Below are 14,229 nucleotides of genomic sequence, written 5' to 3'. Positions count from 1 at the left end.
ATCGCCCGGTGGGCCCGGCCGGGTGCGGTGGCGGCGGGGCTCGCGGCCTGGACGCCGGTGTCTTTCTCCCGCGTGCCCGAAGTCGTGCCCACCACGGCGCTGGAGCGCAGCTCCACCGCATCGCGCCCTGGCCATCCGGGGCGAGGCGCCCCCACCGGAGCTGCGTAGGCTGCCCGTGTCCTGCGTCTGTATCCAGGGGACGCGGGACGTGCTGGTGCCGCCGTCAACGGTGGAGCGCCTGGCCGCGTCGCTGCCGCCGGGAACGCCCCGGCACCTGCTGCGGGGCGCGGGGCATGTGCCCTACTTCACGCACCCGGAGGCGTGCGCGGGGCTCCTGCGGCCCTGGTTGGCGGCCCTGGACGCGCCGGCGGTGCCCGAAATGGAGAGCAGCGCCGCCTGACGCAGCCCGGCAGGGGCGGTGCGGGGCACCTTCGGACCGACAGGGGGATGTACGGAAGGCGCGGGGATCGCTACCTTTCGGGCGCCAATGCAGAACCGTCTCACGCGATTGCTCGTCACCCTCTTCGCTGTCTCCGCGACGCCCGCGCCCGCTGCTTCCGTGCAGGAGCCGTCGCCCTCCACCGTGGCGCCCACGGCCGTGCCTCCGCCCGCCGCGGCACCGGAGGCTCCCGCTCCGTCGCCCGAAGTGGCGCGCAAGCACAAGGTGCTGCTGCTGGGGGACAGCCTCATCGCCACCGGCTTCGGGGAGTACCTCCAGGCCCAGTTGGACGCGCACCCGCGCATCCAGTCGGCCCGCCGCGCCAAGTCCTCCACGGGCCTGGCCCGTCCGGACTTCTTCGACTGGATGGACGTGGGCCGCGAGGAGGTGGAGCGTCACCAGCCGGACGTCGTCGTCGTCATCCTCGGGGGCAACGACGGGCAGTCGCTCCAGGACACCCAGGGTGGCAAGGCCATCCACTGGGGACATGCGGAGTGGGAGGCCGCCTACCGTCAGCGCATCAATGACTTCCTGACCGTGCTCTCCTCGCCCGGCCGGAAGATTGTCTGGTTGGAGCTGCCGGCCACGGGGCTCAAGCGCTTCGAGCAGAAGCTGCGCATCATCCGCGCCCTCCAGCGCGAGGTCATCTCCTCCCGACAGGATGCGGTGCACCTGGACACGCGCCCCTTCTTCACCGACGCGAAGGGGCGAGCGCTGAGTCAGGCCCGGGTGGATGGCTTCCGCAAGCCCATGCGCCTGCGCATGGCGGACGGCGTGCACTTCACCGTCGCGGGTGGCCGTTACTTCGCCAACAAGGTGTACCCCGAGGTGCTGGGCGTGCTGGGCCTGCTCCAGCAGGGCTAGCCGCGCGGCGAAGGCCGCGTCAGTGCGGGCTCAGGGCGGTGACGAGCCGCTCGGCCTGCTCGCGGATGTCGCGGTGGGTGCTCGCCTGGGCGCGCCTGGCGTGCGTGAGCGCCTGGGCCTTGTCGCTGTCCGCCAGGGCCAGCGCCAGGTTGAGGTGGACGCCCGCGTCATCCGGGTGATGCTTCAAGGCCTCGGTGAGGATGGCGCGCGCGGCGGCGGCACCACCGGGACGCGACAGGTGCAGCACGGCCAAATCGTTGGCGGCGCCGGCCTCGGACGGGTCCGCCGCCACGGCGGCCTCGAGCAGTGTCTGGGCCTCCGCGTCGTCACCCAGCTTGCGGCGCACCTTGGCCAGCGCCACGCGCACGGGCGCGGACTCCGGGGCCTTGGCCAGCGCCTCGCGGAGGATGCGGTCCGCGTCCTCGTCCTTGCCGGCCACGAAGGCGGAGATGCCGTGCAGGTAGATGGCGTCCGCGCTGTCGGGGAGCTGGAGGCGCAGCTCGATGGCGGCGCGCATCGCCGCTTCGGGGGCGCCGGCCATCAAGCACAGTGAAGCGAACTCCCGGAAGAGGGCTGTCTCCCGAGGGCTGCGCAGGATTGCCTGCCGAAGCGTGACGATGGCCGCGCCCACGTGCCCTTGCAGCAGTTGCACACGCGCGGCGAGCTGGAGCGGCAGGTGCTCCGTCTTGTTGGCCTCCGCGGCCTCTTGATAGCGCCGCAGTGCCCGGTCCAACTGCTTGTCACCCTGGAGGGCCATGCCCAGGTACGTCAGCGTCTGGGCATTGCCGGGCTGCAGCGCCAGTGCGCGCTCCAGCTCCGGGATGGCGGCGGCGTACCGGTCATGCCCCAGCAGGGCGCGGCCGTGGTTGATGACCTCGAAGAAGCCCGCCTTGGGCTGCGCGGCGAGCGCGGCCAGCAGGTCCAACTGGCGCGCATCACCCTTCTCCGCGTCCAGCCGGGCCAGGTGGCTCAGCGCCTCCGGGTGGGTGGGGTGCAGCGCCACCAGTCGCTGAAGCACCGCGCGGGCCGCCGTTTCGTCGTGCTGGGCCAGCCGCAACCGGGCCAGCCCCAGCAACGCGCTGGCATCCTTCGGGTCCTGTTCGATGGCGCGCTCGAAGTCTCGGGCCGCCTCCTTCAGCAGACCCTGCTTCATGAGACGCGCGGCGGAGGATGCCAGCTTGGAGACGGCCATGGGCACCGATTCTAGCGGCGGGGGCGTGAGGTGGGTACCTCTAGAAGACCTTGTCCCAGGCGTTCTTGATGCCGTTGCCCACGTCGCCCGCGAAGTCCGTCACGGCGTCCGCCGCGTTGGTGAAGACCTTGCCCGCCGCGTCGGCCACCGCGCCGCCGGCGTTGATGGCGCCGTCGACCACGTTCTCCAGGATTTCGCCACCGGCGGCGGCGGCCGTCTCACCCACGGCCTTCAGCACGTTGCCGGCATTGACGGAGCCCTCGACTTCCACGCCCAGGCCCAGGCCCGCGGTGGCCTCCACGCCAACGTCGAACTCCAGGTTGCCGTTCTCGATGCCGATGTTGGCGTGCGCGTCGCCGCTGACACCCGCGCTGGCGCTGGCGGTGATGCTGCCGGACGCGAGCGTGTTGTCCTCGTGCTTCAGCTCGATGGAGCCCGTGAGGCTCGCCTGCGCACCCGCGAAGCCGGAGGCCGCGGCGTTGATGGACACGTTGCCGTCGGTGCCCACGTGCAGGTCCAGCTCGATGCTGCCCTCGGCGCCAATCTTGCCCAGCGCTTCCAGGTCCAGTTCGACAGAGTACTCCTCGCCGGCAATCTCGAACTCGACCGTCTTGGAGGCCCCGGCGCCCGCCTCGATGAGGTTGGCCTCGATGTCGATGTCGACGCTCACGTCGATGCCGGACAGGCCGATGTCCGCGTCCACCTGCGCATCCGCGGAGAACGTGGGACCCTGGACGTGGGCGCGCGTGTCGATGCCACCGGGGCCGGTGCCGCTCACATCGGCGCGGGCACCGCCGGCCGTGAAGCTGGACTGGCCGCTCAGCGCGCTGTGCCGCGGCTGCTCCACCGAACCGGACGCGGAAGCCTGGGTGTCAACCCGCGGGCCGTTACGTCCACCCTGGGCAGGAGGCCGGGTGTCGCGAGCCGGGGGCGGGGGCGGCGGCGGCGGGGGCGGCTGCGGACGGTTGCCAATGCGGGGGGACATGGGGGCTCCAGCGAGATTCGGGGGCGCCCGGAAGGACGCCATCTGTCCCCATTTTCCGTGATCCGCTTCCGCAGTTGCTTGGTCCCTTCATTTTTTGAGAATCGAGGCCCGGATTTTTCTCGAACTGGGTGAGTCTTCATCCCACTCCGCGCGCGAATCGAGCCCCATCGGCGTCCAGGTGGGATTCAGTGCGAGGGAGGGACCGAGTCGGGCGAGCCGGGGTCGGGCCTCAGCCGGCGGACGGCGCGCAGCAGGAGCTCCTCGTCCCGGGGGCTGGCCAGGAAGCCGCGTGCGCCGAGCTCGCGGACCCGGTCGAAGCTCTCGTCATCGCTGCCGTGGACGATGAGGGCGCCCTGGATGTGGACCTCCCCGGCCAGCAGGCCCTCCATGGCCTGGAGGGGCGCGAGCACGACGTCCTCCGGCCCGGTGTGCAGCACCTCCAGGGGGTGGCGGTGCGGGCCTGGAGGCCGTTCCTCGCCAGCAGCCGGGTGATGAGCACCGCCGTGACCGGCGGCCAGCCATAGAGCAGCAGGGGCCCCCGGGCGCGAGTGAGGGGGCGCGGGCGGCTCGGCGGGCGTCTCGATGCCATAGAGGTCGGCCAGCGCGCGGGCCAGCGCCGCGTCCGAGGCGATGTGCGCTTCGACGCGTGGCATTCCGGACACGGCGCGGACGGCGTCCACCGCATCCAACGACACGGGGGCGGGCAGCGCGATGTGGAGCACTTCGCGCTCGCCCTGGTCCAGCAGCACCTTTTCGATGCGCAGCGGGACGACCCGATACTGGCGCGCCACGCGAGCGGGGATGTGGTTCAGCAGCCTGGCGTCTGGCGGGGTCCGTTCCAGGTCCACCGCGTCCACACCGAACTGCTCGGCGAGTCCGCGAAGCACGTCGGCTTCGGAGCAGAGGCCCTCTCGCACCAGCGCCCGCCCGAGCGGGACATGCACCTCATGGTGATGCACCAATCCCACCCGGAGCTGGGCGCGGTTGATCACTCCCTGTTCCAGGAGAATCTCGCCGAGCGGACGTCGTGAGCCGGTCTCCATGAGAAGACATGAAGTCTTCACTCGACGCCCCGGTCGGCGAGAGGCGGCCCGCCGTGGGCTCGCCAGGTCGCCTGCCTTGCGGGCGAGGCTCAGCCGCGCGAGGCGAAGTGCTGCTCGTAGGCCTCGGGCTTGAAGCCCACGAGGACGGTGTCACCGGTGACGAGCACGGGGCGCTTCACCAGCTTCCCATCCGCGGCCAGCCACTCGACCAGCTCCGCGTCGCTGGCGGCATCCACCTTCGCCTTGCCGAGCGCGCGGTAGCTCTGGCCGCTGGTGTTGAGCCACTTGCGGACGGAGACACCGCTGCGAGCAATCCATTGCTTCAGCTCCGGCACGGTGGGCGGCGTCTCGACGATGGGGCGCACCTGGTGGGCAATACCGTGCTCCTGCAACCACTTCAGCGCCTTCTTGCAGGTGCCACAGCCCGAGTATGAGAGTACGAGGACGTCTTTCGCCATGCGCGCGCTTGTAACAGGGCACCCGCGTCCCTCCCAGCGATGAGTCCGCGGGTCGTCCGGACCCGGTTTGCGAGCCGCCAGCAGCGCGTGTTAGCGCGATGGGACATGAAAGCCTCCCGCTTCCCGCGCTCGCTGTTCGCGCTGCCCGTGGTCCTGGTGCTCGTTGCCTGTTCGTCAGGGCCGGATGACAGGCCCTCTCCCGGAGACGACGCGGGCGTGCCGGACGGCGGCGCGGACTCAGGCACGCCGGACAGCGGCACGGATGCGGGCAGTGACGGCGACGCGGGCACGCCGGACAGTGGCACCGATGCGGGCACGCGGGACGCGGGGCGGGACATCGAGGTCCCCGAGGATGGCGGCACGATTGTCAGAGGGACGTTGACGGGACGGCTCACGGTGGAGGGCTCGCCGTACCGGGTGGAGGGGGATTCAGACGGGGTCGTCACCATCCCCCACGGACAGGTGCTGACGGTGGGGCCGGGCGTCATCCTGGACTTCCGTGGCCGGCCGGAGGTGTCGGAGCGGGACGTGGATTCGGACGCCCCCGACAGTGTGATGAACCACCAGGCGGGCCGCGTGGAGGTCCGCGTGTACGGCGCCATCCAGGTCCGGGGAACGGCGGATGCGCCCGTGCTGCTGACGTCCACCAACCCCCATGGCTGGTGGGGGATGAACTTCTACGGCGCCAACTCCGTGGGCTCGGGCGACCCGGTGTTCGAGCACATGATTTTCGAGAAGGTGCGCAAGAACCAATACAACAGCGACCGCGATTGGACGCGTGCCGCGCTGTGGGTCTACTACCCGGGGGCGGTGACGATTACGGACTCGGTGTTCCGTGACAACGAGTCCTCCGCCAACTGCGGCGCGTTGGATCTGATGTTCACCGACGGCTCGCGGGTGGAGAACACCGTCTTCGAGAACAACCGCATTCGTGAAATCGACCGCTTCGCACAGCCGGGCACCTCTTCGATGGCCGGCGGTGGAGCGGTGTGCATCACCCACGGTCGCAACACGGTGCTGCGCGGCAACACGTTCCGGGGCAACTTCGTGCAGGCCTTCGGCGGCTCGCTGACGAGCGACCTCTGGGACCGGCCCATCCTCACGTGGCCCAATCCCCAGGGCATCTTTGACCTGGGCGGTGGTGCCGCCATCCACTACTTCCAGCCGGACAATGACCTGCTGGAGGGCAACGTGTTCGACGGCAACTACATCCCGCTGGGCCCCGGCGCGGCCGTCCAGTTGGAGGACATCGGCGGGTCGCGGACCGTCGTCATGCGAGGCAACCGCTTCGTGAACAACCGAGGCGGGGCCGGAGGTGTCATCACCTGCAACCGCGGGTCGAATACGGGTGAGCTGGTCATCACCCGAGACAACGTCTTCACTGGCAACACGGTGAATGGACAGCCGGCCACGAACATGACGGGCGACTGCGGCGTGGTGACGCAGTAACGGCCCTCACTTCGTGGCGAAGCGGACGCCCGCGCGGCTCAGCAGCGGGTCGTCCGCCAGTTGCCACAGCGCGACGGCGTGGTTCTCCTGCCGGGTGCCACCGAAGTGCAGGCCGAGCACTGCATGCGTCTCCAAATCAACGATGGGCGAGCCAGAGCTGCCTCCCAACGTGGAGCAGTCATGGGAGAGCTGCTGCCGGGCCGGGTCGAGCGAGAGCAGCTCTCCTGGCTGGAGTCGCTTCACGCCGAAGGCGTCCGCGAAGATGCGCAGCAGCACCTCGGGCGGCGTCCGGCTGTGGTCCTTCATCGGGTAGCCCACGCAGTACAAGGCGCGGGAGTCCGTCGCGTCCGGTGCTTGGGGGCGAGCCGCAGCGGGGCGGGGCGCAGCACCGCCCCTTGGGAGCGCCCAGTCGCAGCAGCGCCAGGTCATGCACGGTGTGAACCGCCGCGACGCCTTGGATGGGGAAGGTGGCCTGGGCATCGCGCTGGTGCTCCCCCAGCCAGTCCACCCGAGGCACCACGCCGAGCCGCAGCACCCACTTGTCCGTCGCCTGCCGGCAGAAGTGCTGCGCGACGTGACGGTTGGTCATCACCAGCTCATCGGTCACCAGGAAGCCCGTGCCGAGCATGCCGCTTCCGGCCAGCTCGATGCGCCCGGTGGCGTCGATGGTCCGCTCGATGTGCTCGCGGTGTTGCTCCAACATCTCCCACCCCACGGGCGGCGCACCGAAGCTGCCGTTCCGGATGGCGAGGGCAGGGCGCCCGAAGAAGGCGACGACCGTTTCCAGCGCCATCCGCTCGGTTTCGGAGAGGGGCGTGTCTTCCCCCGAATGCTCCAGCCGCGCGAGGACCTGCGCGCCCGTCGTCAGCAAGTCACGTAGTTCGTCGCGCAGCGCGTCGGCAGTCACCTTGCCGACGACGGAGGTGGGCACGCGCCAGGAGGGGGAAGTGCGTGGCGACGAGCGCCTCCACGCCCTCAGGGTGCAGTGCCTCGCGGACCTTCGACAGGTCGCGGAGGGTGCGGCGTGCCCGGTGCAACGGCTCACGGCCTTGCTGGGTGGCGCTCATGGAGACGTCGTGCCTCACGGCGTCGGCAGGTCCGCCAGGGGGCCCGCTGGGAGAAGGAAGGTGTCGCAGATGGACTGGACCGGTGCGTACTCGCGCCGTCCGCGCATGAGCGTGCAGGCCTGTCGCAGCAGGTCGTCCGGCCGGAGCGAGAAGACATAGGCTCCGTCCGAGTCGAAGGTGGCGATGCGCGTGCCCTCCTCATCGGGCACCATCTCCAGGTCGGAGTGCTCGCCCTGGTGCAACTCGGCCACGTGCCGGCCATCGGAGGTTCGCCAGAAGTGGAGCTTGCCCGACGTGTCCGAGACACCGAAGCGCTCTTGTGCATGGCGGACCTTCACGTGGATATCCGTGCGCACGTCGATTCTGCGCACGAGCGCGCCTGAGTTCGGGTCGAAGAGGTGGATGGCATCGTCTGTCACCGCGACGAGCCGGGACGTATCAGGGGAGAAGGAGAGCGCCTTGACCTTCCCGTCGATGGCCGCCAGGGGCTTCTTCTCGCCGTTGGCGGCGTCGAAGAGGTAGGCCTGTCCCATCCAGTAGACGTCGGCGTGGTTGGCGACCGCGAAGTACTTGGAGTCCGGTGAGAACGCCATGACGGCGGCTCCCAGGCTCGTGGGCAGTGGCGCCAGCTTCGTCCCCGTGGCGCTTTCCCAGAGCGCGGAGGACTCGGGCACGTTGGAGAGGGTGACGAAACGCTCGCCGTCCGGTGAAAACGAGGCGCCCTGGGATGTCAGCGCAGCGGTGGCCAGAGGCGCTTCCCGCGTCAGCCGGCAGTCTCGGGCGGAGCCCAGGTAGACGGAGCGTTCGTCCTCAATCGCGAAGTATCTGCCGCTGGGGGCAAACTCGACGAGGGCGCTCTGGGAGAACGTCCTCTGCGTCTGACACGCGGCCTCGCCAGGCACCTCGGTCCGCTGGAGGTGCGCACGGGTGCGAGGCGACGTCAGGACGCTCTCGGTGGCGTGGTCCTCCGTGGGGGTGACGTGCCGCCATCGCCAGTGCGCGGGGAGCGAGGTCAGGTTGATTCCTGCTTCGATGGGCGGCGGCTGTGTGCGCGGTCCAAGCTTCGCCTGCGCCACGTCCCAGAACCGGACCTTCACGCCGCAGCGGACGGCGAGGAGCTGGCCGTCGTGAGAGAAGGCGCCCTCCAAGGGCGGATACACGCCTTCGACGTCACACGCGCCCAGTGCTGTCTGGCTCGAGGTCTCCCTGTCGACGAGTGATAGCTGGCCGCCTTGCGGCTCCCTCACCGCCATCCAACGCAGGTCCCTGGACACGGCGAAGCCGCCCGGCACGTACTCGCTCCAGGTGGAGATATCGATGCTCTTCCGCGTGAGGCCGGGTTCGGCCTGGACGAGGAGCGTGCGTCCATCCGGCGCGCTCAGGGCCCGCTCCGCCCGCGATTCCAAAGGCCCCTGGCGAAACATCCAGCGCAGGGTTGCCTGCGGAACCCGGATGAAGGGATGGGCGCCCACGGGATTTTCGGCGAACTCGACGGCGCGCCGCCCGTTCTCGAAGAGGCGCCCATGGAGGGGAATGGGCGTCCAGCGTGTTCGCATCCGCGGGGATGCCGCACTTCCGGTGGCGTTGCCAGGCCCTCTGTCACAGAAGCGCACGGTGAGCGCCGAGGAGAAGATGTCGTCGAAGGCCGAGAGGCTGCATTCGTCTTCGAAGGACGGCATGAGCGCGTGCCCTTCGAGTTTCGTGAGCGGGCGATGAAGGTCCCGGCCAGAGGGCAGCTCCAGCAGACGGAGGCTGGCTTCGCCGCGCCGGTCGCCGAGCACGGCAAGCCTGCTCGAAGGAGAGAAGGCGACCGAGGGGCCCGGGTCATGCGTCGTGATGCACCGGATGAGGCGCGCATCGGAGGTCAGGTCGTAGAGGCACGTCAGTTCTTCACCGCCCACCCAGGCGTAACGCGAGTCGCCCGACAGCACGGCCTGGGTGCAGGGCTCCTGGAAGGTCAGCTCGCGCAATGTCCGTCCGGTGTTCGCATCCCAGAGCTTCACCCTGCGGTCGCGACTGGCGGACAGCACGCGGTCGCCGCTGTCCGAGAACGAAATGGCTGTAATCCTGTCCTGGTGGGCATCCGGAATGGAGGGCACAGCGCCCGGGTGGCTCCACCTGAACAGGGTGCCGCGGCGCCCCCCCAGCCAAAGCGTTCCATCCCCAGGCGAGAAGCCAAAGGCGTGGGTGTCCTCCCCTGAAATGTCGGCGTACAGCGCGTCCGTGCATTCCACGAGCGCGCCTTTCGGGCAAAGGTCGACGGACTCGAACTCGCGCAGCAGGCTGGCGGTGCGGACGTCCCAGAGCCGGCTGACGAACCGCATGGACGGAGTCAGCACGACGCCTCGTGTGAGGAGATGACGTGAGTCTGGAGAGAACGCGCCGACGGTGCGCGCCTCCAGCTCCGTGGACAAGGGGGCCGAATAGAGGAACGCGGCGATGGCCTCGGTCAGCGCTTCGGTCACTTCGTCCTGGGCTGCGTCCGCGCCTGCCGGTGGGCTTCCCGCGAGTTGGATGGCCTGCGTGAGTGCCTCCACCTCGCGGCCAGGGCTGCGCGACAGGCTCACCACGGAATCGGCTTTGGAGATGCGCAACTGCAAGGAGAGCTGTTTCGAGGTCGCGGCCTCGGCGGCCACGGCAAGCTCAGCCGCATCCTTCGCGGCCACGGCCTGCTTCTCGGAATCCACTGCCCGGAGGTAGAACCCGCTCACGCCCAGCAGTGCGCTGACGGAGGCACCCAGGGCGAGCCACAGGTTTCGCCGTGTCCGCCTGTACCGGCTCCGCTCCGCTTCCTGGCCGCGCAGGACGTACCGTTGGGCCAGTGCGCTCGTTTGGTGCGGATGGAGCGTGACCATCGCCTGCGCGTGGGTGAGCGCCTCGCCTCGCAGCAGCCGGTGCTCGGCCTCCTGTCGCTGCTGAGCGCGCTCCGCTTCCCACCAGCGCTCCGCGTCGGCCTGCACGGCTTCGTGCCAGCGGCGGAAGGCCCGGTCCTCGGTGCGCAGCTTCACGAAGCGCTGCCAGTGCGTGAGGAGCGCGTCGTGAATCAGCTCCACCGTCTCCCGCTGCCGGTGCCCGTCCTGGGCCGTCACCAGGAGCCGTCCGTTGACGAGCACCTGGAGCACCGCGTCCACCTCGGCCTGCGCACCCAGGCGCCCGCGCAGCACCTCCAGCGGCACCCGGCGCCCCTTGTCCTCCAGGCCGCTGTCCGCCTCACCCAACTGCACCAGCTCCAGCAACAGCCGGTCCGCCAGCAGGCGCTCCGAGGGCTTCAGCGGTTCGTAGACGCTGTCCGCCCAGCGCGCCAGCGAACCGAGCAGCCCCGCGCTGGCGTTGAAGGCCTCCAAGGTCATCGCGCCATCCCGCGACGCCTGCCACAGCTGCGTCAGCGCGACCTCCAGCAACGGAAGCACGGTGACGCGAGCGCCCGCGCCGGACTCCACGCGGAACTCCTCCTGCGCGGCCAGGGCGATGGAGTCCACCACCTCGGGTGGGTCGAAGCGCAGGCCCACCTCCCGGGCCGGGCCGGCGATGATGTCCCGCAGCTCCGAGGGCGTCAGCACCGATGGCACCTGCACCCGGTGCTCACCGAGCAAGGTGCGCAGCCTCGGCGCGCGCTCGGACAGCACCGCGTCGAAGCCCTCGCGCAGCGCCACCACGCACGTCACGGGCAGAGACGCATCCGCGAGCGCGGAGAGCTGCTGGAGGAATCGTTGATGTTGCGCCAACTCCGCGCTGCTTCCGCGAAGGAGCACGTCCTCCAATGAGTCGATGACCAGCACCAGCCGCTTCCCTGGCTCCGGATTCGCGGCCCGCCACGCCTGGACGCGCGCGACCAGCTCCTCTCCAGCGGGTAGTCCCGCGCCATCCATCGCGGCGAACGGCTCCAACCCGGGGCGCAGGGCCCGGACGTCCCAGTGCTGGCTGCCCGGAATGAACGTTCCAGCTCGCAGGGCGGGAATCAGCCCCGCGTGGAGCAGCGACGACTTGCCACTGCCCGAAGGGCCGGAGACCTCCACGAATCGGGGCAGCCTCGCGAGCAGCGGCAGCAGCTGTTCGTCCAGCACCCGCCCGCGTCCCTTCCAGAACCGCGCGTCCGATTCGCGGAACGACGCCAGGTCCCGGTAGGGGCAGTCCTCCGAAGCACTCAGCTCCGGACAGCGCGCGAGCAGCTGCTCCGTGGGCGTCGCGTACGCCTCCCGCGCCTCCGAGCCCACGGCCTTGAAGCGCACCACGCCCACCACGCGCCGCGTCTGCTCGTCGAAGAGGGGACCGCCGCTGAAGCCCTCCCGGATGTCCGAGCCGTGCAGCAGCAGCTTGCGAAAGTCGCCGTCCCCCGTCGCGTAGCCGATGGTGCCGCGGGCCCACGTGCCCGTGTCATCGAAGCCCCGTGGAAATCCGAACGTGGCGAAGCGGTGGTCCGCGCTCCGCTCCGCACTGCCCAGGGGCAGCGGCGTGAACGGTCCTCGGAGCGGGCGCGTCAGCTCCAGCAGCGCAAGGTCCGCCACCTCCGTGGGGCTCGATGCATCGAGCCGCAGCCGCGCCGTGGCCTTCTCTTGGCTCTGCAGCACCTCCAGGCAGATGGCGTCACGCTCGGTGTCGCTGAGCGTGTCGAGCACGTGCCAGCACGTCACCACCAGGCGCTCGGTGACGAGGAACCCTGTCCCGAGGACGCGCTGCCGATCCCGGCTCAACACGCGAACGACGCCTTCTCGGAGGTCACTGCCTTTCATGATGCGCGCGAAGCTAGCACGCGCACCCTGAGCTGATTCCAGGCGCACTCAAGAGGTGGATTCCGTCTCAGTGAGCGCTTGCACGATTCGGCGGGCGGCCCGTCCCAGGGGGATGCCCGCGTGGTGGTGGAGCTGGGGGCGGAACGCGTGGGTGGCGTCACCCGCCAGCTTCAGGGCCTTCAGCTCGCCCCGGCGCAGCTCGCGGGTGGCCATGTATTCGGGCAGCCACCCGAAGCCCAGCCCCTCCAGGATGGCCGCCTTCTTCGCCGCGAAGTCATTGAGATGCACCGTGGAGCGTGCCTCCAGCTCGCCGGTGCTGAGCTGGAGCCGAGGGTCCGAGCCGCGCACCGTGAGCACCAGGTGCTCGGCCAGATCCTCGTCCTTCAACGGTCCCCGCCGCCGGGCCAGGGGATGGCCCCGGTGGGCCACCAGGATGGCCTTGAGCTCCGGCAGGCGGTACGTGCGCAGGCCCGGCACGGTGGGCGGCAGCAGCGTCACCATCAGGTTCGCCTCCTCGCGCACGAAGGCCGCTTCCACGCCGGAGAGGAACTCCGCGGAGACGTGGAAGCGGGTGCTGGCGCCCTCGGTGCTCAACTCCTTCACCACGCGCAGCAGGGGCTCGGCGGGGAAGATGCCGTCGAAGACGATGCGCAGCGCGGGCTCCCAGCCAGCGCGAATCTCCGCGCACGCGGCCTCCAGCTCACGCTCGGCGGCCAGCAGCTTGCGGCAGTGCTCCAGAATCCGTTCCCCGGCGGGCGTCAGCCGGGTGCGGTAGCCGCGCCGGTCGAGCAGCGTCAGCTCCGTCTGCGCCTCGAGCGTGCGCAGCGCGTACATCACCGCCGTGTGTCCCTTTCGCAGGGCCTCCGCCGCGGCGGTGAAGGTGCCATGGCGGGCGAGGGCGTCCAGGGCGCGGGCATGCTCCAACGTGACGTTCATGCCCGACATTGTGCAATCTTCAGACAGATGCAGGCAGTTCTCTGTGCTCGTGCCGCGTCCTCTGCGCTGGGCTGGCTGCTTCATGACACATGACGCAGCGCGCCCTATGCCGGGTGTGCGGGCCGCCCTACAGTCCCTCACAGTGCGGTGCTCCGAGAACACCCACTTCGACGGAGGGGAATATGACGGGAAAGCTGTCTTGGGCCCTGGCTGTGGTGTCACTGCTGGCCTCCACGCGCGCGAGCGCGCAGGAGGAGGCGCAGGCGCTGGAGTCCTCCGCGCGGGATGAACGCAGGGGCCTGGAGCTCACCGTGGGTGTCGGCTTCCAGGTGGGCGCCGGCTACGTCTACCGGGATGGTGCGGGGTTGGACCGGCAGGTCCGCGACCTGAAGCTCAGCGACGCGGCCAATGGGGGCATCGCCTTCCTGTTGGAGGCGGGCTACCGCGTCAGCTCGCGCTGGTACGTGGGCGCGTTCGGCCAGTACTCGCACGTGTTGACGAAGACGAACCCGTACACGTGCCCGGAAGGCTACGACTGCTCCACGTCGCAAATCCGCTTCGGTCCCCACGTGCAGTATCACTTCGCGCCGGACGCCTCGTTCGACCCCTTCGTGGGGCTGGGCGTGGGCATGGTCCTGCTCAACAACAAGGTCTCCGGTCCCATCACCCAGCCCGCGCCCGGAACGGTGGAGATTGACAGCCAGTCGCGCGGCCCTGAGTTCGTGAACCTGACCCTGGGCGGCAAGTGGCGGCTGTCGGATTCGCTGTCGTTCGGCCCGTACCTGACGGGCACGTATGCTCGCTACACCACGCGCAGCGGCACCTCGACGGTGAACATCCCCGCCGTCAATCTCACGCAGGAGACGCCGCTGGAGCAGGTGGGTGATGGCCCCTATGGCTTGCTCATGCTCGGGGTTCGCGGGACCTGGAACCTCTAATCCGGAGTAGCCGGGTTTGTGTTTCACGCGCAGTCTCAAGTGACGCGGTGCCAACACGCCGCGTCACGTGCTTCCCTACCGGGGACGTCGTCGTTCGGGATTCTCAACGCCTGCTGGCTGCGTAGAGT

11 protein-coding genes and 2 pseudogenes are annotated in these 14,229 nt (G+C 69.8%); 4 read left to right on the top strand and 9 right to left on the bottom strand.

Translation table 11 applies throughout. From position 1 onward, the window contains the following. Positions 1–22 precede the first annotated feature (22 nt). Positions 23–400, top strand: coding sequence for an alpha/beta hydrolase (locus tag QEG98_RS29785; protein WP_316563731.1), 378 nt, complete (start codon positions 23–25; stop codon positions 398–400). 18 nt (positions 401–418) lie between these two features. Beyond that, positions 419–1,303 carry an SGNH family hydrolase gene (locus tag QEG98_RS29780; protein ID WP_316563730.1) on the top strand — a complete coding sequence of 295 codons (885 nt, stop codon included), beginning with the start codon at positions 419–421 and terminating at the stop codon, positions 1,301–1,303. Positions 1,304–1,322: 19 nt separating this feature from the next. Here the strand turns inward: QEG98_RS29780 and QEG98_RS29775 are convergent, their stop codons facing one another. From QEG98_RS29775 to QEG98_RS29760, 4 genes and pseudogenes are all read right to left on the bottom strand, one after another. Further along, the gene (locus QEG98_RS29775) at positions 1,323–2,495 is read right to left on the bottom strand and encodes a tetratricopeptide repeat protein (protein ID WP_316563729.1); all 1,173 of its coding nucleotides are present in this window, start codon (positions 2,493–2,495) and stop codon (positions 1,323–1,325) included. A gap of 40 nt (positions 2,496–2,535) precedes the next feature. Next, positions 2,536–3,480, bottom strand: coding sequence for a Circumsporozoite protein (locus QEG98_RS29770; protein WP_244171719.1), 945 nt, complete (start codon positions 3,478–3,480; stop codon positions 2,536–2,538). Positions 3,481–3,665: 185 nt separating this feature from the next. Beyond that, positions 3,666–4,523: pseudogene (locus QEG98_RS29765) on the bottom strand (hypothetical protein). 89 nt (positions 4,524–4,612) lie between these two features. Continuing rightward, positions 4,613–4,981, bottom strand: a complete 369-nt coding sequence (locus QEG98_RS29760) for an arsenate reductase family protein (protein ID WP_316563727.1) — start codon at positions 4,979–4,981, stop codon at positions 4,613–4,615. Positions 4,982–5,086: 105 nt separating this feature from the next. Between QEG98_RS29760 and QEG98_RS29755 the strand changes: the two genes are divergently transcribed. Beyond that, positions 5,087–6,430 carry a right-handed parallel beta-helix repeat-containing protein gene (locus QEG98_RS29755; RefSeq protein ID WP_316563726.1) on the top strand — a complete coding sequence of 448 codons (1,344 nt, stop codon included), beginning with the start codon at positions 5,087–5,089 and terminating at the stop codon, positions 6,428–6,430. A gap of 6 nt (positions 6,431–6,436) precedes the next feature. On the opposite strand, the gene QEG98_RS29750 is transcribed toward QEG98_RS29755, so the two are convergent. The 5 genes and pseudogenes from QEG98_RS29750 to QEG98_RS29730 form a co-directional block, all read right to left on the bottom strand. Beyond that, positions 6,437–6,859: a trypsin-like peptidase domain-containing protein gene (locus QEG98_RS29750; protein WP_316563725.1), complete on the bottom strand. Its 423-nt coding sequence runs from the start codon at positions 6,857–6,859 to the stop codon at positions 6,437–6,439. Between the two features lie 19 nt (positions 6,860–6,878). Beyond that, positions 6,879–7,019, bottom strand: a pseudogene (locus QEG98_RS29745) (serine protease); the annotation flags it as partial. 283 nt (positions 7,020–7,302) lie between these two features. Then, a complete protein-coding gene (locus tag QEG98_RS29740) occupies positions 7,303–7,497 on the bottom strand; it encodes a hypothetical protein (RefSeq protein ID WP_316568062.1) in 195 nt (64 codons plus the stop codon). Between the two features lie 14 nt (positions 7,498–7,511). Continuing rightward, positions 7,512–12,227, bottom strand: a complete 4,716-nt coding sequence (locus QEG98_RS29735; protein ID WP_316563724.1) for a trypsin-like peptidase domain-containing protein — start codon at positions 12,225–12,227, stop codon at positions 7,512–7,514. A gap of 48 nt (positions 12,228–12,275) precedes the next feature. Further along, the gene (locus QEG98_RS29730; protein WP_244171716.1) at positions 12,276–13,163 is read right to left on the bottom strand and encodes a LysR family transcriptional regulator; all 888 of its coding nucleotides are present in this window, start codon (positions 13,161–13,163) and stop codon (positions 12,276–12,278) included. A gap of 182 nt (positions 13,164–13,345) precedes the next feature. Here QEG98_RS29730 and QEG98_RS29725 point away from each other — a divergent pair, with 182 nt between their 5' ends. Beyond that, positions 13,346–14,101 carry an outer membrane beta-barrel protein gene (locus tag QEG98_RS29725; protein WP_316563723.1) on the top strand — a complete coding sequence of 252 codons (756 nt, stop codon included), beginning with the start codon at positions 13,346–13,348 and terminating at the stop codon, positions 14,099–14,101. Positions 14,102–14,229: the final 128 nt, after the last annotated feature.

The organism is Myxococcus sp. MxC21-1 (assembly GCF_032612255.1).
GTDB lineage: Bacteria > Myxococcota > Myxococcia > Myxococcales > Myxococcaceae > Myxococcus > Myxococcus virescens.
Note: the sequence above shows the minus strand (reverse complement) of the source record. Positions and strands in the feature narration are given on the sequence as shown.